The sequence below is a fragment of the Microcoleus sp. A2-C3 genome (assembly GCF_036706065.1).
Taxonomy (GTDB): domain Bacteria; phylum Cyanobacteriota; class Cyanobacteriia; order Cyanobacteriales; family Microcoleaceae; genus Microcoleus.
Genome location: NZ_JAUBVX010000009.1, coordinates 1 through 18724 on the forward strand (window position 1 = coordinate 1; position 18724 = coordinate 18724).

An 18724-nucleotide genomic window follows, 5' to 3' on the forward strand; every position below is an offset into this window, starting at 1 on the left:
CCCTCATTCTCTCCCGGCGCGGTGGCTCTAGTTCTTCTTTTGCCACCGTTCTCATCTTTATTTAGTCTAAACTACAGACGGTGACGATCGCGCTGATATTGTGTATGGGGCGATCGGGATAAGTTTCCCAGATGTGGGAGGTGAAGGCAACCTACCCGGGATTTTAGTGGGTTTACCAGCTCGCGTGACGAGCAGTAATGTGCGCCGCGAGCGAGATACTTCCTATCATATTGAAGCGTTCTATCGCTTTCAGGTCAACGACAACATTTCGATCACCCCTGGTGTTTGGGCCGTGGTTAATCCTGAGAATGACAGCCGCAACGACACTCAATGGGTTTGGTTGGTTCGCACTGGCTTTAACTTTTAACCGGAAAGATATTTTAGGACTTACTCACCTAGTCCGGGACGCAAAAACCCGGTTTCTTAACGTAATTGCCGGATTTGAGACGACAATCGCGAGAAACCGGGTTTTTTAGACCGATCGTGCATCCAGGGCTTCAAGTCCACTCCACAACAAAAAACCCCAGCCATCGCTGGCTGGGGTAGAAAATTATCAGGGTGCATCTACTAATATTTGCAACTATAACATACATTTGTGGGGTGTCACCCTTCATGGGTGACACCCAACGAAGATTTTAAGTCAGAATAAATTATGATTCAAGATGCCAATGATTAACAAAGCTTCTATATCATCTCGTTCTGTCCCAGCCGATCTAAAATTTAAGATTTAGAATAAATCTGTGCTAGACCTCAAATTAATCCGAGAAAACCCGCAAGCCGTGCAAGAAAGCCTCAACACTAGAGGAGGCAACTATGAAATCGAGCCGATTTTGCAATTAGACAAACAGCAGCGGGAGTTGGAAAACAAGCGATCGCAACTGCAAGCCCGCAGCAACGAAATAGCCAAACTCATCGGCCAAAAAAGAAAATCGGGTTTACCCCTCGAATCTCCCGAAATTCAGACTTTGCAAGCAGAAGGCAACGCAGTCGGCACGCAGTCGAACGAATTGCAAGCAGAGGAAAAAGACTTAAAAGCTCAAATAGAAGCATTATTGCTGCCACTTCCCAACTTGCCGGGCTCCTCAACGCCCTTGGGCAAAAATGAAGAAGAAAACGTCGAAATCCGGCGCTGGGGAGACGAATACATTCCCCAAAATCCCGATATTTTGCCGCACTGGGAAATTGGCGAAAAATTAGGAATTCTCAACTTTGAACGGGCAGTAAAAATTGCTGGGCCCCGATTTGTCACCTTAATTGGAGCCGGTGCAGCCCTGGAAAGAGCGATTATTCAATTCATGCTTGACCGCCACACCAAAGCTGGTTATATAGAAGTGATTCCCCCACTTTTAGTTAACACTGAATCCCTCACAGCTACCGGGCAATTGCCCAAATTTGCTGAAGAAAGTTTTAAGTGCGATCAAGACGATTTGTGGTTAATTCCTACTTCCGAAGTTCCGGTTGTCAATTTGTATCGAGGTGAAATATTGACAGCAGAACAGTTGCCGATTTATCACTGTTCTTTTACTCCTTGTTTTCGCCGAGAAGCTGGCAGTTACGGCAAGGATACGCGGGGATTAATTCGGTTGCACCAATTTAATAAGGTGGAATTGGTGAAACTTGTGCATCCGAGTACCTCTGAGGCAGAGCACGAAAAGTTAGTGCAGGATGCCGAGGGAGTTTTGCAGGCGCTGAAATTGCCTTATCGGGCGATCGAGCTTTGTACCGGTGACTTAGGTTTCGCGGCGGCAAAAACCTACGATTTGGAGGTTTGGCTGCCTTCTGCGGGCAAATACCGCGAGATTTCGAGTTGTTCCAACGTCGCAGATTTTCAAGCGCGGCGGGCTAACATTCGCTTTAAAGAAGCGGGGAAAAAAGGCACTCAATTTGTGCACGCGCTTAACGGTTCTGGTTTAGCTATCGGCCGGACAATGGCAGCTATTTTGGAGAATTACCAGCAGCCGGATGGAACTATAAAAGTGCCGGAAGTGCTGCAATCTTATCTCGGTCGCGAGGTCTTGTAAACTAGGTTTGTAAGCGGTTGTGCATTTAAATTGCCTATTTGGGGCGGGCTAGAAGCCCACCCCATAAGAATTTGATTATTTCTTGATGTGTAATTTAAATAGATTTCTTGCATATATCTTTGATTGATAGGTTGACCGCAGATGTCAGGCAGATAAACACAGATAAACGCAGATACAATTTTAAGATAATTGGTGAATAAATGCAATCTTGTCTATCTATTTTTCTTGAATCTCTTGTGGGGCGTTGCTCTGAGCATCACCCCAAATATACAATTTAAATGTCCCAACCGCCGACTCACAAATTTTTGAGCGCTTCCTTGATATCCAGCGCCAAAAATCTATCCAACGCTAAATACATCCAATAAACAGATAACTGAGCATCACTGCTAGTCTTTTGAAACCCCAAAGCAAAGCTCATTTTTTGATAACTGGGGTGAATAATTAGCGTGTACAAGTCGCAAAGATTAGGAAAATCTGTCTGCATTTCTACTAAAATTTTTTGTGCATCCTCAATCAAAGTAATCCGGTATTCTTCCAAGTATTTCGGATCGATGATCCAACAGCGAACAAATACTGACTGGCAATTTTCATCCCCTGGTAGCGCCATTTTGAAAGGATCGATCTCAGAAACAGAACTTAAATGCAGGCTTTTGCTGGGAGCACTAAAAAAATTAACTTCCGATTCACTAGCGGTGGGATAAAGTAAGTAAAACCCGACTGGATTGAGATTGTCGCAGCGACGCAAAACTCGTATTCCTTTTGAATATTGACCAGCCGAAAGTCGAATAATTTTAGCAATCTTTTGGGGAACTGCGTTCGTGCTGCGGTTCATCCAGTTATAATAAGTTGCTAGTAAATTTGCTACGGGAATTGCGTCGCATCGAGGGTTAAAATCATCTAATTTGAGTTTGACTGGATTTTCGGGCTGCGGGGTATCTAAAATTTCGGAAACTGGTTGAATTTCAATTGCTGTGGCGTTACCGTCAAAGTGTTTTGCGATCAATCCGAGTGCTGCTAATTTGTCTAACATCATGCCGGCGGCGCGATCGCTCCCGCGATCGGAATCGGAGTAAAATAGTTCTGCGGCTTCCCGGTGAGTGCACTGCACTTCTGTTGCTGGCAATTCCAGTTTCGCCAGCGGCGGTTTGAGGCGGGGCTGGCTTTCCTGAAGCTGTTTCACCGATAAGTAAATCCAAAGCCTGACAAAGCATTCAGCCCTAGTGCGAGTTACGCCTACTCGTTTCATCAACAGCGAAACAGCGGCGCGGCGTTGAGATTGAGAATACCAAGCATCTAGTTTTTCAATATCCATTTCAGTCGGGAAGCAGGAAAGGAACTCTAGTTATATATTTTGGCTTAATTTTTCAAAAAACTTCATGCCGCTTCAGGTTACTTGTTGCCGCTATTGCTCAACTTGCCTGATTGCCGGCGACTCTACAATATAGCTGGTTGCTCCTTGCAAGTTCACGACTTCACAAAGCACAATCAATTTTAGATGTTTTCTGGCTGGATTTAATAAAGCAACGAACTCGACTAAATTAGCAATTTTAGAGGTTGACGGTATGTACAGCGCTTATATCAATCGGATTGGAAAATTTTTGCCCGGAAAACCAATTAATAATGATGAGATGGAGGAGTATTTGGGCAAAATTGCCGATCGCCCTTCGAGAGTTAGAAAGCGCATTCTCAACAGCAACGGGATTAAACAGCGCTATTACGCGATCGACAAACAGCAGCAAACACTGTATTCTAACAGCCAAATGGCAGCCTTTGCCGTCCGGGATGCGATCGCCCTTGCAAATTTGGAACCAGGGGCGATCGACTTACTAGCCTGCGCCACCACTTTACCAGACTTATTAGTACCAGGATTTGCCAGCACAGTACACGGCGAACTTTCCGAATTATCTCCCCTAGAAATAGTTTCTACTCAAGGAGTTTGCTGTGCCGGAATTACTGCCTTAAATTACGCCGCATCTCAACTCGAACTCGGCAAAAAACAAACAGCAATCGCCGTAGCCTCCGAATTTCCCTCGCGCCTGTTCAAAAACACCAAATTTGAAGCAGAAACATCAGTCCAAGCCGGAAAACCCCTACCTTTCGATACAGAATTTCTGCGCTGGATGCTATCAGACGGTGCTGGAGCATTTTTGTTGCAAAACTATCCCAACAGCACAGGAATTAGCTTAAAAATAGAATGGATTGAATTGATTTCCCACGCCAACGCTTATCCAGTTTGTATGTATTCAGGATTAGCAAACGAAACAGCAACCAAAAGCTGGTTAGATTATTCCTCCTACCTCGATGCAGCCGCAGCCGGAGCTTTTGACTTGCGGCAAAATATTCGCTTGCTCGACAATGTAATGCAATTAGGTGTTGAAGGTTGGCTGAGATTGATTAAAGCAGGGAAAGTTTTTCCGCAGGAAATCGACTGGCTGCTGTGCCACTATTCCTCTCACTTTTTCCGGGGACAAATTGTCGAACTTCTGGAACAAGCAGGCTGCATGATTCCTGAAGAAAAATGGTTTACCAACTTGTACACCAGGGGAAATACAGGCTGCGCCTCGATTTATTTAATGTTAGAAGAATTGTTCAATTCTGGCAAATTGCAGCCCGGACAAAAAATATTTTGTTTCGTACCGGAAAGCGGCAGATTTACAACAGCTTACATGATGTTAACTGCTGTGGAAAGCAGCAATAAACCTATGATTTCTCAAATGTCTAAATCCGTTGATGTTCCCGAAGCTTCGCCTCTCGAAAGTGTTAAACCGGAACACCCCAACTCTCCGCAAGCTTATTTATTGCGGGAGTTAGCCTGGATTTGGCTGAAGTTCGATCGCGAAATTCGTTCCGTTCCCATTGTCCGTAAATTGTACCGGGGAGAGTTTACAATAGAAGACTATCAAGCATTGCTGTGCAATCTCCGCCCGCAAGTTGTCGAGGGTGCTCGCTGGATTGCGCGCGCTGCTTCTAACATGACTGACTTCCGTTTGCGATCGACTTTTATCGGCCACGCCCAAGACGAACACCGCGACTATCAAATGCTAGAACGGAATTATGTTTCTGTCGGCGGCGAGTTGTCAAAAATCGTCGAATATGATAAGAATATTGGCAGCGAAGCCCTATCAGCTTTTATCTTCCAGCAAGCATCGCGGGAAAATCCGGTTGATTTAATTGGTAGTATGTTTATTATCGAAGGATTGGGCAATCGGTTGGCGGGAAAGTGGGCAAAAGAAATTAAGGAAACTCTCGGATTGCAAGACGAACAAGTATCATTTTTAGCTTATCACGGAGCGAATGATGAGTCCCATTTAGCGAAATTAGAAAATTTGATTAATGCTGAATGGATGACGGATGATATCGCCCGCCGCATTGTCAAAACTGCCCGCGTTACTGCTCGTTTATATTTGCTGCAATTGGAGGAAATCCGCTAATGCAAAAGCTGCAAAAACAAGATACGGAAAATCTCCCGGATGAGCGAAAAATTCCTTATGCTACGAAACCTTACAACCGCCGAGATCCGAATGTTTGGGATGTCCTGTTTTGCGATCGGTCAATTCCCGTCGATTTAGTTGCCAAAGCATACATGATGCGGGATTTACAAAACTGGACTCGCAGTTACTTGCTCATCCCGATCAAAATAATTGCTAACTTGTTGCTGGCGGTAATTATGACCGCCAAGCGCCTGTTGCCATTTCAATTTCGCGCTTACACTTTAATGCACAAATCGGCAGCATTTTTCCTAAATAACTTTGTCTCGCCAGAAGCTTGTTATTTAATTGTGCGGCACATCTGCGCGGGTTCCAACATTATCAACTTCTTGATTGATAACGGCCCGGATACCCAGATTGAAAAGTCAAAATTGTATCCGCGCACAGTTAGCGATTTAGCTGACAATGCGTTTCTGGAACACGACTTAATTCTGTATAACTTTGTGTGGGACTACAACCAGGCAATGCTGACAAATCCCAACTGGTTGCAGATTGTCAAAAAACGGGGAATTAATTATGATAGCATTCAACCTGTGGAAGTTGCAATAGATTTTGAGAAACGCAGGTGGCTGAGGATTCTAGATTTAGAATCTGCGATCGAATTGTTTAAAGTATTTTATTCTCTGTGTTTGACTAGCGACGAATTTGCGCGAGCAGTGATGTCGCTTCAGTTAGATGAAAACTTCGGAGTGTACGTCAGCGAAATTACGGAAAATTGCGATTGGAATCATGTAATTGTGAACCGCCATCCGCTAGCGCCAAACAGTCCATTTAATGCAGCCCGTGACTTGTTTTTGCACGGGATCATTTCGGAATATCTCTATCGGTATTTGGAACTGCGAAAAGAGATGAGCAATGCTGAAAATTAGGGTGCTTAGGTAGGTGCAACGTAAGCACCTTACGAATATAATTAGCGCGTCCAATAACTTTTTGCGTAAGTCCTGAAGTTTGAAAGAATGGTTAATTTTTAGGTCAAAAATTAATAGGAAAACTCAAGCTGCTGCTAGCTGTGCTTGTTCTGCTGCTTTGGGCAAAGTCTGATTTACCACAATCCATTTGCCTGTAATTGGGTCGCGGTAAGTAATAAACGGATTAGATTTTAAAGGTTGACTGCAAGGTTTAGCGCCCATTTCTCACTCCCAATAGATGGTATTGAATAACTACTACAACACCATACCTTTAATAATCGGCTATTTTGCCTAAAATCCGCGTGATTTATAACTCAACAATAGGTGATATTTTAGGTATGTTTTGGTGACATAGAACACTGCCTAATGTGATTTAAAACTGCGTTGGCAGTGAGCATTATCACCAAAAACCTTCCGTAAAAAAAATCTGCCTTCTGGTTTTTACCTTCTACCTTCAAAAGTGCCACTATTTTCAGTTAATATCTGATATTATTAAGTAAGGTAAAGACGTTTATCAGAGATCGCCCTCACAAATTTATGGTGCTATTTGGATTTGGCAAAAAGTCGAGCCTGCCCTCTGCTCAAGAGGCCTTACCGGGACGGGCAGAGCAGATAGCGGTACCGGCAACTCACTTTGTTAACGGCAATCCGCTCAAACCTCCCTTTCCAAACGGCATGGAGATTGCCGTGTTTGGTTTGGGCTGTTTTTGGGGCGCGGAACGGAAATTTTGGCAGCAAAATGGAGTTTTTTCGACTGCTGCGGGTTACGCGGCGGGGATTACTCCGAATCCTACTTATAACGAAGTTTGCAGCGGGATGACTGGACACAATGAAGTTGTTTTGGTTGTGTTCGATCCGAAAGTAGTAAGTTACGAAACGCTGCTCAAAGTTTTTTGGGAAAGTCACAACCCGACTCAAGGAATGAAGCAGGGTAATGATTCGGGTACTCAATATCGATCGGGCATTTACACGTATTCAACCAGCCAGATGCAGCTAGCTGAAGCTTCGCGGGATGCTTACCAGACAGCTTTGACGGAGGCCCGCTACGGTAAGATTACTACTGAGATTATTGAGGCTCCTGAGTTTTATTACGCAGAAAGCTATCATCAGCAGTATCTTGCTAAAAACCCGAATGGTTATTGCGGTTTGGGCGGTACTAAGGTTTGTTTGCCTGCTATGTCTGAGGCTTGAAATTTGATCCCGCTTGATCGGGACACATAGATCAGACGGCGGTTGAAACCGCGTCTACACAAACGATGTCCGCCTCCGCGGACTGAAGATCAGATGGCGGTTTAACTGGTTCCCAGGCTCCAGCCTGGGATCCCATATTTAGAGGCTCTGCCTCGCTTGGGAAAATGGAGGCAGAGCCTCCGGATCTGCGTTACCAGGCTGGAACCTGGTAACGAGTAATAAAATAACGTAATTTTAACCGCCGTTCTTCAACCCGCGCACCATCCGGGTTTTGTTTGTGTAGACGCGGTTTCAACCGCCCGATCTTCTGCCACAAAACGCGGAATATATTAGTAGTTGAAAACAGGTGAGAAATGCTGACGGCTGTTGTAATTATCAATTTAATGATATCTGTGGTGTGTTTTTATATCGCTACAAGAGTGTGGAAAATCAGACGGACGATCGCACGTTTGGAAATTCGGATCACAGCAATGGAGCGCTGTAGCAGCAATGTCCTCGCAAAATCGCCGAATTTTTTTGCTAAAAGGCAGCAAGGTGCTCACCAATTACGGCGGGATTATCAACAACTGGAATTGCAACTGCAACAGGTTCAGCAACTTTTGAGATTGCTGGGTTTGGGACGGATGCTTTGGCTCAGGCGCGATCGACCTTTGAGGTAAGCTATCCTAAAATTGTATGGAGAGAAGTTATAAAAATGTCATCTAAACGTTCAGGATTATTTATTGGCGGTCTGTTGGTGGGTTCTGCGATCGGCGCCGTGACTGGGTTGTTGATGGCACCGCGACCGGGGAAGGAGACGCGGCAGATCTTGAAAAAATCGGCCGATGCTTTGCCGGAGTTGGCGGAGGATTTATCGAGTAGCGTCCAGTTGCAGGCCGATCGACTTTCGGAAACTGCACTGCGTAATTGGGACGAAACTTTGGTTAGATTGAAGGAGGCGATCGCAGCGGGTTTAGAAGCGACGCAGCGGGAACGCCAAACGCTGTCGGAAACTGAAGTCGAAGTAAGTCCTCCGTTGCGCCCTCCTGTCCGCTAAATTACATGAAATCCCAAACCCCACATCCGAGATTCAAGTGAGTGATCCCATATTCTGGCTAGGACTTTCGATTTTGCTAGTGGCGGTTAGCCTAACTGCTGTTTTAGTGACTTTAATACCTGCGGTGCAAGCGCTAGCAAGGGCAGCCCGCAGCGTCGAAAAGCTCGCTGACACGCTTGCGCGCGAGTTTCCGCCTACTTTGGAGGCGATTCGGTTGACGGGGCTGGAAATTAGCGAGTTGACGGATGATGTCAGCGATGGGGTGCACAGTGCGGGGGAGGTTGTCAAACAGGTCGATCGAAGTATTGGTACCGCGAAGAAGCAGGCGCAAAACGTGCAGGTGACAACTCGCAGCGTGGTGACTGGGGTGATGGCTGCTTGGAAAAGTTTAACTCGGAAGCCGCCGATTTCTGGGACAAATCGCCGATCAGATAGATTGTCGGCGAGTCAAAGAAGTGCGATTTCGCTGAGGGATTCGGGTTTGGATGACAGGTATTCTGGGGGTTACGGCGCTGGTGCGAGTAATGGGGAATCGCCACGGTTGAGGAAGGGCGAGGGTTCTGGTTTGTCGGGGGATTCGGAAGATTTTGAGCAAGTGTCGAAGGATTCTTGATAGTCGATCGCTTTTTACCTTCCTTGTTTCAACTTTTGAATTTCCTCCATACTCAATCCTGTTGTTTGAGCGATCGTTGCTTCATCTAACACATCCAGAAGTCCTTTGGCAATTTCAAGCGCTTTTTCCTTCATTGCCTGTGAAACAGCCTGTGAAACAGCCTGCTTAACAGCTTTAGTAATAGCATTCCGCTGGTCTTGTATGTAAATTTCCTGATGTTCTAAATCTTCCAACTCTTCGCGGGTTAAATCGGCGCGATTTGCAACTTCAAAAGCTTTCTGAATTGCTGGCACTTCTCCCATTTGTTCCGGTACGATTTCTAAACTTTTGGCATTTCTCAGGAAATATATCCACTTATCGGTTAGCGTTTCTAATTCCTCTAGTTTTTTGCCAAATTTAGGTAATTCGACAAATACTAACTCAATATCATAAATTAGATAGTCAACCAGAAAATCTCTTTCTTTCAGGACAAAACGGGAAATTACTTTGTCGAGATTGGGGAACATTTCAAAGTCAGTAATAGTTAAGGCAATTACCGGATTTAGTAGTGTGTAATCGGCTCCCGTGTCGAGTTGAATCGAATAAGCTTTAGCAGCATTGTACAATATCCGCTTTTCAAAGCCTTCTACATTCAATACCTGCATTTCGATAATAACTGTTTGCTCATTATTCAGCTTGGCTCGGATATCTAAGTAAGTATCTTTAACTCCTCTAATTTTGGGGGGTTGATAGGGATTGAGGATTTCTAAAGATTCGATCGCAGAATTGCCTTGATAGAGGATAGCGTTGAGAAAACTGATGAGGATGTCTTTGTTTTGTTCGTCGCCGAATATTTTTTTAAAGGCAAAATCTGTTTTGGGATTGATAAATCTCATTTTTGAAACCTCGACTGTGAAGGAATCGATCTCGATTATAATTATACCATTTATACTGTTTGATTGAGGGTCTTCTCAGATGGCAAGGCTTTTTTGTAAGATTTGTGGTTGAAGGGCGATCGCCCTTCAGTTAGATTAGTTACTATAGGGGCGATCGCACATCTAATCGTTTTTATCTAAGTCTTCTTTTTTCGGAGTTTCTGAAGTTGACGGAAATGTTAACTGAATGTTGATATCCATCGATATTGTACTTTGTTCAAGCCAGCCTATATTAACTATTTTTACTAATGCTTCTGTCGGCAAAGAATTATTAACTTTAAATTGTGCTGACGACTGAACTTTAAATCCTGCTTCCTGTAGCCGATCGCACACATTTCTCCAATTTCCCACTGGTTCGTTCGGTAAATCTGCGAGTTTTTTTACATATTGGTATAAAGTTTTACACAGATAAACCTCTGCACTTTTGGGAGTCTGAAACATTTTTTTAGCTATTTCGGCGGGACTGCAACCGGAAAGCAGTCCTCGGAGATAGAGCTTTTCAGTGTCTGTGAGTCCTCTGCGCGATCGGGGAGAGATTTGCCGTTTAGCTTCTGCGAAAGCTTGGTAAAGCCTTTCTAAGTCCCAGTGTTGGGCTGCTTCGGTAAATAAGTCTTCTTTTGAGGCCATTGTCGGGTGCGGTGAGATGTGGCTAACGTTAGCATAACCGAATTTGCTAACGTTTGTTAGTTGTATGTTAGCTCTAGGTAGTGTATTGTTACATACATTAGGCATAGTTCAGTTTATTAAAGCGGTGTAGCGCGGAGTAGGAATACTCAGAGTCAGCAATCGGCGCGATCGGCTTTGACAAAAAATCGTTTATTTAATACCAGCAAACACGCGGTAAGTCTCTGTACTTGTCCCGATTCAACACGAGGAAAATAACGTGTCTAATTTTTTTACGCCTGATTTTAATAACGAAAGTGCGATCGCGTTCTTGCTCTACTAACAGTTATAGACGAAAACGGCATATCAAGCCATCCAACCACTATTTGCAGAAAATTAAGGATACAAAATGACATCACAGTTTAACACGACCTCTGGCTATGGCTTGGTGAATGCAGCAACAGCAGTTGCCAGTGCAACTGGGCAACCCACGTTTCCAGATGTCCCAGACTTGGGCGGCAATAGTTGGGGAAACGATCTAGTTAAGGCTCCCGAAGCTTGGGATAAAGGATATACAGGTAAGGGAATTGTTGTTGCTGTCATTGACAGTGGTGTGGACATCGAGCACGAAGACCTTAAAGATAATATCTGGGTAAATATCAAGGAAATTCCAGGCAATGGCATTGATGATGATGGCAATGGTTATATTGATGACATTAACGGATGGAATTTTGGTAAAGGACAAAATAACAATAATGTCAGGCCTGGTAATACTGAGCGGGGGCAGGATCACGGCACTCATGTTGCTGGTACGATCGCAGCTATTAAAAACAACATAAGTATAAGTATCAGCGGTGTGGCCTACGATGCTCAAATTATGCCGATTAGAATGGGAGATGTTAAAAATGGATTTTTCACCAATTTTGGTAATTTGGCCGATGCAATCCGGTATGCCGTTAAAATGGGTGCTCGTGTCATCAACATGAGTTTGGGTTCATCAAAGTCTAATGATTTAGAATCAGCCCTAGCCGAAGCAGCTAGCAAAAACGTTCTTGTTGTCAGCGCTTCTGGTAATGGAGATGATAACAATAAAGCTTTACCATCGCCTGCATATCCTGCGGCATATGCCAATCAATATGGCATCGCTGTAGGTGCTGTAAATATAAACAAAGAGGTTGCTGATTTCTCAAATCAAGCAGGTTCAGATAATAAGATGGCGTATGTAGTTGCGCCCGGAGTAGAAGTTTATTCAACTTTACCTAAGAATGCCTACGGTTTTAAACCTGGTACATCAATGGCAGCACCTCATGTCGCAGGTGTTGCGGCTCTAATGCTGAGTGCAAATCCTAACCTGACGGCTACTCAGGTACGTCAAATATTGACCGATTCTGCTGCTGCTCTCAGCAACAATTTGCCCGTACCCGCAGGTAAACCAGAGCCAATTCCGTCAGAGCCACCAAATCCAGGCCCTGGAGCACCACCTCCGGGAGGGCCAACACCGCAAGATCCGACACCGGAAGATCCGATACCGCAAGATCCGATTGTGCCGCCACCGCAAGTTCCAGTCACGCCACCACCGCAAGATCCGATTGTGCCACCACCGCAAGTTCCAGTCACGCCACCACCGCAAGTTCCGAAGCCAATAGCACCGACCAATCCTAATCCGATTGTGCCACCAGTCTCCCCGCCAGCCCCGGTCACACCACCGCTAACAACAGTATCGATCGCAACACCCCAATCAAATGCTACAGGCGATGGCAATCCGACAGGGCTACCGGAAAATCTGAGCGGGCCTGGATTTTACTTTTTAACCGACAATCCTGATACTGCCATCCCAACAGTCGCGATCGGTAAAGGAATTTTAGGCCTATCCGGTAACGACTTTCTGACAGGCACAGAGGGTGCTGACACCATCAGCGCCAATCAAGGTGCCGATAGAGTAATCGGACTCGGTGGTGACGATATCCTGTTGGGTGGCAAAGGTTCAGACTTCATTGACGGTGGTGCTGCTAACGATTTTCTGCGAGGCAACAATGACAACGATACCCTGATCGGAGGAGACGGCAACGATGTTATGTTGGGTGGTCAAGGAAATGATATCCTCATCGGCGGGGCTGGCAACGATATACTCAATGGCGATCGCGGTCAAGACATTCTCACAGGTGGCGACGGCAATGATGCCTTTTTCTTAATAATAGATTCGACTGCTACCTCGATCGATAAAGCCGATCTCATTACAGACTTCGGCTCTGGAGATAGCTTTGGTTTGACCGAAGGAATCACATTTTCTACTCTGACGTTTGAGTCTGTTAATTTACAGCTTGACGGGGGTACTTCTGTCACTTCTACGGCTATTAAACAGGGAAACAACTATTTGGCTGTTGTCTCTGGAGTAGCTCAAAGTGTTCTAACTGAAAATGTTTTCTTCAAAAGCCTTCCTTAATTAACGCCGATCGCCCTGATGAACCAAAAGGGCGATCGACCTTCATTATCCCCAAAATTGACATCTCCCAAGACCCAAAAAGTAAAGTTGTGTAACAAAAAATGATATTTTGCATAAAAATCGCAGGATCGAACCGATAAAAATATAGAAAGTTTGGAAGTTTAGACATCTTGGCTCTGAGCTAAAGACACCTAAATGGAGCAACTATCAAAAAAATTACACACAAGCAGGTTTGTTCAATATGACAGTCAATATCTACACATCTTCACCGCAGGACGGTTTAGAGTCAGAAGAAGTTAAGCTGATCGACTTAATCAATCAGTACCGCGCTCAAAACGGGCTGCCACCCATACCAAAATCAAAGGCACTGACTACCGTTGCTAATCGCCACGTCCAAGACATCACAGAAAACATTGGTAGTCTCACTCATGCCTGGAGTGATGCTCCCTATGATGGCAACGATTCCAAGACTTGGCCTAATATGTGGAAAGCTCCCCAGCGGTTGAATACTGGCTATCCTGGCAATGGTTATGAGAACGCTTTTGGAGGATCTCAAGGGTTTGTCGCCACAGCAGAAAACAGCTTAAACAGTTGGAAAAACAGTCCTCTACACAATGCCGTTATCCTCAATCAAAACATTTGGCAAGGCAAAGAGTGGAAAGCTTTAGGAGTCGGCATCTATAAAGGATACGCGGTTATGTGGGTTGGTGAGGAAAGCGATCCTACAGGCGAACCCTCAATCAGCAGTGCTTCTATACCAACACCAACACCAACACCAACACCAACACCAACACCGATAGAAACACCTCCACTGATACCAACACCTCCACCGCCGTCCGTACCACCCGCACCGCCGCCACCAGGGGTTCCCTCGCCTCAAGACCCTACACCGCCAGACCCAGTACCCCCAGTACCCCCAAGACCCCCAGTACCCCCAGTACCCCCAGATCCAGTAGCGCCAGAACCACCAGATTCAGTACCGCCAGTACCGCCAGTACCGCCAGTACCCCCAGTACCCCCAGATCCAGTACCAGGGAATACATCTATTCCTACCGGTGTCATTATCAATGACTCTAACTTGCTGAACGCTTTTGATAGCCTATCTAACTCAGCGACCGCAGGTCTTGCCAATGGCAATTTTGTCAAATTAACCCCAGACAATAATTTTCTCGATTTATCACTTCCAGGTTTAGAAGCCATCCCAAGTGGCGGTTTACTTGCCCTGGAAGGAAATGATACTATTTTCGGCTCATCTGACAATGATGTAGTCAACGGTAATGCAGGCGCGGATAGTTTGAGAGGTGCTGCTGGCAATGACTTGCTGCGCGGTGGCAAAAATGAAGATCGGATTTTTGGAGACGAGGGAAATGACATCCTCAGTGGTGGCCAAGACAGCGATACCCTTGACGGTGGCTCAGGCAATGACTTTGTGCGGGGCGGTAGAAGCAATGACCTTTTACTTGGCGGTGATGGTAACGATATTCTGATCGGCGATATTGGTTCAGATACTCTGACTGGTGGCGGTGGATCAGATACGTTTATTCTGATAGCTAATTCTGAAGCCGGAAATCGCGATGCTAATTTAGCCGATCGAATTACTGATTTTGGTCAAGGCGATAGAATTGCGATCGCAGGCAACATTTCCCCAACTGAACTCCGTTTTAATGCTGTTGGTATGAACACGTCAATCCTACTGGCAAATGGCGACATTTTAGGGAATGTTATAAATGTGTTGCCAGCAACAGTTCAGAGCGCTACATTCATCGTTCCCCTTACAGATGTAGGCCTGCGTTTTGGATAAAATATGACTGGTGGGGCTGGCATCTTGCCTGCCCTTTACTTGTTGTGTAAAAAGCGATCGCCCTTTCAGTCCAAAAGTGCGCCCGTCTCCCATCCTAAATCTCACGCGGGCGATCGCCCTTTCATTCCAAAAGTGCGCCCATCTCCCATCCCAAATCTCACGCGGGCGATCGGCCTTTCAGTCCAAAAGCGCGATCGCCTTTATGTAACTTCTATTCCCCTCACATTACTAAGCAACTGCAAGTTCATATTGCAGAACTAAAATTTCATCTGCTTTCAAAATAGCCATAGCATATTCAATCCCTTCACTATCAGCAAACTCCACTAAATACTGACATTCCTTTCCCGTATCATACACTTCAACAATAGTTCCCACAAGTCCTACTGGCAAACTAGAAACAGATTCATATTCCGGTTCCACTAGCGTTAATCGCGTATTTGAAACAGGCTGGAGAATCGCAACAGAATCCAAAAGTCTAAAGTTTTTTATCATGGTTTAAGAAAGCTGAAATCAAACGAGGGTTAGAATTAGTCGAAGTAATTTCCCAGATTGTCCGAAGCTCAATCCCCACTGTATCGGGTACAGTCCAATCAACTTTAAACTGTTGCCCAAAATCAGTAGTATTTTCTTGGACAACTTCACCTTCAATGGCTGCTTTTTGAATAAGCTTTCGCAAAACTTCTGCATTATTAGCCGTGATTCCCAAAACCGATGCAAACACTCTGGCTTTGTGCTTTCCACGAGAATGCTCTGGATTTAAGCAATAGCCGACCAGCTTTTGCAGAGAAACTTCAGCCTGATTGCCATTGGGTAGTTTCATTATAACTCCTCATCACCCCCTAATTAATCTAAATTTTTCTGGTAACGGAGAGAGTGGACTGTTGCGCTTTAATTCTTTCACAATATATCGACTTTCCGCTTGTTTGTCGCTATTGCTTGTAGTTATAATCTTCATCGTAGTCAATAGTACCGAACAATTCCAATATTTTTAGTTGTTTGCGACGTTGGATGTACTCGCGTAAAGCCGCTTCAATTAATGTAGTAGGTGTTTGATGATTACTCAAATCAAGGGCTTCTTGAAGAAGAGTTTTGTCAATTTCGAGCGTAGTTACCATGTATTTTCCTCCTGCAAGTAGGGTATGACGCAATTGTCACCGAACAATGCTGTATTTTTAGTGTAACACTCAAACCCTATCAATGGGCGAGATCCCTTTCCTTCCAAAAATGCGCCCCTATCCCATCCCAAATCTCACGCGGGCGATCGCCCTTTCATTCCCAAAGTGCGCCCCTATCTCATCCTAAATCTCACGCGGGCGATCGCCCCTTCTTCCAAAAGTGCGATCGCCCCTATCGAACTTCTATTCTCCTCACATTACTAAGCAACTGCGAGATCGTATTGCAAAACTCAAATCTCATCTGCTTTCAAAATAGCCATAGCATATTCAATCCATTGAGTATCAGCAAACTCCACTAAATATTGACACTCCTTTCCCGTATCATACACTTAAACAATAGTTCCCACAAGTCCTACTGGCGAACTAGAAAGCGATTCTCTGGACGGGTAAAGCAATGATTTACCGCTTCACCTACCCGCCCCAAGCTAAAATTTACGCATTACTTATTCCTTAACTTCGCCCCACTAAACTCAGAAGCAACAATCATCGAACCAATCCCCGCATCCGTGAATATTTCTTGCAGCAAAGCATGAGGAATTCGCCCGTCAATAATGTGAGCGCCCTTCACACCCTGAGCCAAACTTCGCACACAACAATTAACCTTCGGAATCATCCCCCCAGACACAACTCCCGACTCAACCAACTGTCTCGCTTCTTGAATATCCAACTTAGCAATCAGACTCTCCGGGTTGTGATAATCCTCCAAAATTCCCGCAGTATCAGTCATCAAAATCAATTTTTCTGCTCCCAAACCAGCGGCAATTTCCCCGGCAACTGTGTCAGCATTAATGTTGTAAGATTGACCGAATTGATCCGCCGCCACGCTCGACACCACCGGAATATAACCGCTGTTCACCAAAGACTCTAAGATGTTGATTTCCACGCCGCTAACTTCACCAACAAACCCAATTCCTTCCCGGCCATCTGGACGAGCTTGAATTAGATTCGCATCCTTGCCGCATAATCCTACTGCTTTGCCGCCAGCTTGGTTGATTAACGAAACAATTTCCTTGTTTACTTTTCCCACCAAAACCATTTCTACGACTTCCATTGTCGCCGCATCAGTCACCCGCAAACCATCCTTAAATTGTGGCTCTATTCCCAACTTTTCCAGCCAAATATTAATTTCTGGGCCGCCGCCGTGAACCACAACGGGACGCATCCCCACGCAAGCTAGCAGCACAATATCCCGAACAACTTTGTCTTTGAGAGTGCTATCTTTCATCGCAGCACCGCCATATTTGACCACAATCGTGCGGCCGGCAAAGTGTTGAATGTAAGGTAGTGCTTCTGAAAGCACTTCTACTCGATTAGTGTCTGGATTCCTAACAAAATCGCTTTGTTTGAGCATGGGTAATTTACAAAAGACTAAAAACTTAATTCTAAACTTTAATGGCTAAAGCAAATATCAACAGCTACAAAAATCACTTTTTCCCTTGAATTTATCGACGATTGGCCCGATCGCCCTTTCTGAGAGCTCTCCTCATAATTATCATAGGTTTTTTTAATGATATAACTTGAAATTTTGTCTTATAACTTATAAAATTCTTGGTAAAGTCAAGAAATGTATCGTTATCCTTGATTTACTTAACCTTATATGTTAACTGCTGTCGCCCCCAATTCCGAAAACCCTCAGTACAAGCTACCATCAGAGGCTGACTCGTCCCCCCGGATGACAGTATTTTGCGATTTAGACGGGCCGATCGTCGATGTGTCCGATCGCTACTACGCCACCTATCAACAGGGATTAGCGGACACTCAAGCAGCTTATGATGCCAGGAGAATCAACCTCAACCTCCAAATCCTCAGCAAACAGCAGTTTTGGGAAATGAAACAAAACCGAGTCCCCGATACTGAAATAGCCAAAAGTTCGGGCTTATCGGGAGAAGAAATTCACGTTTTTCTCGGATGCGTGAGTCGGATTGTCAATCAGCCAGACTTGTTGCACTTAGATCGCATCCAGCCAGGAGTGCAATGGGCGATCGCACTTCTGCACTCCCGCGGCGTGCGGCTGATTTTGGTCACCCTGCGGCCGAGAAATCAAGCCGTTCAACTGTTGCAAAATTACGGTTTAGCCAGACTGTTTACGTCCATTCGCGGAACTCAGATACCCGATGCGGCCTATCACAACTATACAGCCTTAAAAACCGAATTGTTGGCTGAAGTTGCAGAAGAATTTGAGTCATCGCTGGGTTCGGCTTGGATGATCGGAGATACCGAAGCAGATATCCTCGCAGGACAAGCATTGGGAATACCAACAATTGCCGTTACGTGCGGCATTCGCAGCCACTATCAACTGCAAAAGCACCAGCCTAATTTCATTCTCAGCGACTTAATTATTGCCGTTCATCACTTATTAGGTTTGGGGCAACAAGTAATAGTAGAATGACTATATAGCCTTTCTCACTAACAGTGGGCATGGGGCATGGGGCATGGGGCATGGGGCATGGGGCATGGGGCATGGGGCATGGGGCATGGGGCATGGGGCATGGGGCATCGCCCGTATACCTCACTTTTTTGATAACCTCTAT

General features: G+C 45.2%; 19 protein-coding genes and 1 pseudogene. 12 read left to right on the forward strand and 8 right to left on the reverse strand.

Annotated features, from left to right (window positions below):
• Nucleotides 1-88: 88 nt before the first annotated feature.
• Nucleotides 89-367: pseudogene (locus QUB66_RS07185) on the forward strand (iron uptake porin); the annotation flags it as partial.
• A gap of 373 nt (nt 368-740) precedes the next feature.
• Nucleotides 741-2021, forward strand: coding sequence for a serine--tRNA ligase (gene serS, locus QUB66_RS07190; RefSeq protein ID WP_265236674.1), 1281 nt, complete (start codon nt 741-743; stop codon nt 2019-2021).
• 295 nt (nt 2022-2316) lie between these two features.
• Here the strand turns inward: serS and QUB66_RS07195 are convergent, their stop codons facing one another.
• Nucleotides 2317-3333 carry a hypothetical protein gene (locus QUB66_RS07195; protein ID WP_265236676.1) on the reverse strand — a complete coding sequence of 339 codons (1017 nt, stop codon included), beginning with the start codon at nt 3331-3333 and terminating at the stop codon, nt 2317-2319.
• Between the two features lie 250 nt (nt 3334-3583).
• Here QUB66_RS07195 and QUB66_RS07200 point away from each other — a divergent pair, with 250 nt between their 5' ends.
• On the forward strand, nt 3584-5452 hold the full coding sequence (locus tag QUB66_RS07200) for a 3-oxoacyl-[acyl-carrier-protein] synthase III C-terminal domain-containing protein (RefSeq protein WP_332967049.1): 1869 nt from the start codon (nt 3584-3586) through the stop codon (nt 5450-5452).
• A complete protein-coding gene (locus QUB66_RS07205) occupies nt 5452-6378 on the forward strand; it encodes a DUF6999 family protein (RefSeq protein ID WP_332967050.1) in 927 nt (308 codons plus the stop codon). Before QUB66_RS07200 ends, QUB66_RS07205 begins: the two co-directional genes overlap by 1 nt.
• Nucleotides 6379-6501: 123 nt before the next feature.
• Here QUB66_RS07205 and QUB66_RS07210 read toward each other — a convergent pair whose 3' ends face one another.
• Nucleotides 6502-6639 carry a hypothetical protein gene (locus QUB66_RS07210; RefSeq protein ID WP_265236679.1) on the reverse strand — a complete coding sequence of 46 codons (138 nt, stop codon included), beginning with the start codon at nt 6637-6639 and terminating at the stop codon, nt 6502-6504.
• A 315-nt stretch (nt 6640-6954) separates the two neighbouring features.
• Here QUB66_RS07210 and msrA point away from each other — a divergent pair, with 315 nt between their 5' ends.
• The 4 genes from msrA to QUB66_RS07230 all read left to right on the forward strand — a co-directional run bounded on the left by msrA (nt 6955) and on the right by QUB66_RS07230 (nt 9257).
• Nucleotides 6955-7608 (forward strand): peptide-methionine (S)-S-oxide reductase MsrA, encoded by a 654-nt coding sequence (msrA, locus tag QUB66_RS07215; protein WP_265236680.1) that lies wholly within the window; start codon nt 6955-6957, stop codon nt 7606-7608.
• A gap of 353 nt (nt 7609-7961) precedes the next feature.
• The gene (locus QUB66_RS07220; protein ID WP_332967052.1) at nt 7962-8267 is read left to right on the forward strand and encodes a hypothetical protein; all 306 of its coding nucleotides are present in this window, start codon (nt 7962-7964) and stop codon (nt 8265-8267) included.
• A gap of 35 nt (nt 8268-8302) precedes the next feature.
• On the forward strand, nt 8303-8644 hold the full coding sequence (locus tag QUB66_RS07225; RefSeq protein ID WP_265236682.1) for a YtxH domain-containing protein: 342 nt from the start codon (nt 8303-8305) through the stop codon (nt 8642-8644).
• Between the two features lie 37 nt (nt 8645-8681).
• Complete coding sequence (locus QUB66_RS07230) at nt 8682-9257, forward strand: DUF948 domain-containing protein (protein ID WP_265236683.1); 576 nt, start codon at nt 8682-8684, stop codon at nt 9255-9257.
• Nucleotides 9258-9271: 14 nt separating this feature from the next.
• On the opposite strand, the gene QUB66_RS07235 is transcribed toward QUB66_RS07230, so the two are convergent.
• Both QUB66_RS07235 and QUB66_RS07240 read right to left on the reverse strand, forming a co-directional pair.
• Nucleotides 9272-10132 carry an Rpn family recombination-promoting nuclease/putative transposase gene (locus QUB66_RS07235; protein WP_332967054.1) on the reverse strand — a complete coding sequence of 287 codons (861 nt, stop codon included), beginning with the start codon at nt 10130-10132 and terminating at the stop codon, nt 9272-9274.
• Nucleotides 10133-10294: 162 nt separating this feature from the next.
• Nucleotides 10295-10903 (reverse strand): helix-turn-helix transcriptional regulator, encoded by a 609-nt coding sequence (locus tag QUB66_RS07240; protein WP_332967055.1) that lies wholly within the window; start codon nt 10901-10903, stop codon nt 10295-10297.
• Nucleotides 10904-11183: 280 nt separating this feature from the next.
• Between QUB66_RS07240 and QUB66_RS07245 the strand changes: the two genes are divergently transcribed.
• From QUB66_RS07245 to QUB66_RS07255, 3 genes are all read left to right on the forward strand, one after another.
• Nucleotides 11184-13217, forward strand: coding sequence for a S8 family serine peptidase (locus QUB66_RS07245; RefSeq protein ID WP_332967056.1), 2034 nt, complete (start codon nt 11184-11186; stop codon nt 13215-13217).
• Nucleotides 13218-13458: 241 nt separating this feature from the next.
• Nucleotides 13459-15018, forward strand: a complete 1560-nt coding sequence (locus QUB66_RS07250; RefSeq protein WP_332967057.1) for a CAP domain-containing protein — start codon at nt 13459-13461, stop codon at nt 15016-15018.
• Between the two features lie 3 nt (nt 15019-15021).
• The gene (locus QUB66_RS07255) at nt 15022-15279 is read left to right on the forward strand and encodes a hypothetical protein (protein ID WP_332967058.1); all 258 of its coding nucleotides are present in this window, start codon (nt 15022-15024) and stop codon (nt 15277-15279) included.
• On the opposite strand, the gene QUB66_RS07260 is transcribed toward QUB66_RS07255, so the two are convergent.
• From QUB66_RS07260 to argB, 4 genes are all read right to left on the reverse strand, one after another.
• Nucleotides 15247-15510 (reverse strand): DUF4926 domain-containing protein, encoded by a 264-nt coding sequence (locus QUB66_RS07260; RefSeq protein ID WP_265235858.1) that lies wholly within the window; start codon nt 15508-15510, stop codon nt 15247-15249. The two genes, QUB66_RS07255 and QUB66_RS07260, sit on opposite strands and share 33 nt — an antisense overlap.
• Nucleotides 15494-15838, reverse strand: coding sequence for a DUF6883 domain-containing protein (locus QUB66_RS07265; RefSeq protein WP_265235857.1), 345 nt, complete (start codon nt 15836-15838; stop codon nt 15494-15496). Before QUB66_RS07265 ends, QUB66_RS07260 begins: the two co-directional genes overlap by 17 nt.
• Nucleotides 15839-15947: 109 nt before the next feature.
• Nucleotides 15948-16133, reverse strand: a complete 186-nt coding sequence (locus tag QUB66_RS07270) for a type II toxin-antitoxin system VapB family antitoxin (RefSeq protein WP_332967060.1) — start codon at nt 16131-16133, stop codon at nt 15948-15950.
• A gap of 499 nt (nt 16134-16632) precedes the next feature.
• Nucleotides 16633-17544 (reverse strand): acetylglutamate kinase, encoded by a 912-nt coding sequence (gene argB / locus QUB66_RS07275; protein WP_265235855.1) that lies wholly within the window; start codon nt 17542-17544, stop codon nt 16633-16635.
• A gap of 246 nt (nt 17545-17790) precedes the next feature.
• Between argB and QUB66_RS07280 the strand changes: the two genes are divergently transcribed.
• Nucleotides 17791-18582 (forward strand): HAD family hydrolase, encoded by a 792-nt coding sequence (locus tag QUB66_RS07280; protein WP_265235854.1) that lies wholly within the window; start codon nt 17791-17793, stop codon nt 18580-18582.
• Nucleotides 18583-18724 lie beyond the last annotated feature (142 nt).

Bases quoted from the DNA above. Each gene is read 5' to 3' on its own strand.
- QUB66_RS07250 (WP_332967057.1), top strand. From the start codon at position 13,459: ATGACAGTCAATATCTACACATCTTCACCGCAGGACGGTTTAGAGTCA.
- QUB66_RS07240 (WP_332967055.1), bottom strand. From the start codon at position 10,903: ATGCCTAATGTATGTAACAATACACTACCTAGAGCTAACATACAACTA.
- QUB66_RS07235 (WP_332967054.1), bottom strand. From the start codon at position 10,132: ATGAGATTTATCAATCCCAAAACAGATTTTGCCTTTAAAAAAATATTC.
- QUB66_RS07200 (WP_332967049.1), top strand. From the start codon at position 3,584: ATGTACAGCGCTTATATCAATCGGATTGGAAAATTTTTGCCCGGAAAA.
- QUB66_RS07205 (WP_332967050.1), top strand. From the start codon at position 5,452: ATGCAAAAGCTGCAAAAACAAGATACGGAAAATCTCCCGGATGAGCGA.
- QUB66_RS07280 (WP_265235854.1), top strand. From the start codon at position 17,791: ATGTTAACTGCTGTCGCCCCCAATTCCGAAAACCCTCAGTACAAGCTA.
- QUB66_RS07220 (WP_332967052.1), top strand. From the start codon at position 7,962: ATGCTGACGGCTGTTGTAATTATCAATTTAATGATATCTGTGGTGTGT.
- QUB66_RS07245 (WP_332967056.1), top strand. From the start codon at position 11,184: ATGACATCACAGTTTAACACGACCTCTGGCTATGGCTTGGTGAATGCA.
- QUB66_RS07270 (WP_332967060.1), bottom strand. From the start codon at position 16,133: ATGGTAACTACGCTCGAAATTGACAAAACTCTTCTTCAAGAAGCCCTT.
- argB (WP_265235855.1), bottom strand. From the start codon at position 17,544: ATGCTCAAACAAAGCGATTTTGTTAGGAATCCAGACACTAATCGAGTA.
- QUB66_RS07225 (WP_265236682.1), top strand. From the start codon at position 8,303: ATGTCATCTAAACGTTCAGGATTATTTATTGGCGGTCTGTTGGTGGGT.
- QUB66_RS07255 (WP_332967058.1), top strand. From the start codon at position 15,022: ATGACTGGTGGGGCTGGCATCTTGCCTGCCCTTTACTTGTTGTGTAAA.
- QUB66_RS07210 (WP_265236679.1), bottom strand. From the start codon at position 6,639: ATGGGCGCTAAACCTTGCAGTCAACCTTTAAAATCTAATCCGTTTATT.
- QUB66_RS07195 (WP_265236676.1), bottom strand. From the start codon at position 3,333: ATGGATATTGAAAAACTAGATGCTTGGTATTCTCAATCTCAACGCCGC.
- QUB66_RS07260 (WP_265235858.1), bottom strand. From the start codon at position 15,510: ATGATAAAAAACTTTAGACTTTTGGATTCTGTTGCGATTCTCCAGCCT.
- QUB66_RS07265 (WP_265235857.1), bottom strand. From the start codon at position 15,838: ATGAAACTACCCAATGGCAATCAGGCTGAAGTTTCTCTGCAAAAGCTG.
- msrA (WP_265236680.1), top strand. From the start codon at position 6,955: ATGGTGCTATTTGGATTTGGCAAAAAGTCGAGCCTGCCCTCTGCTCAA.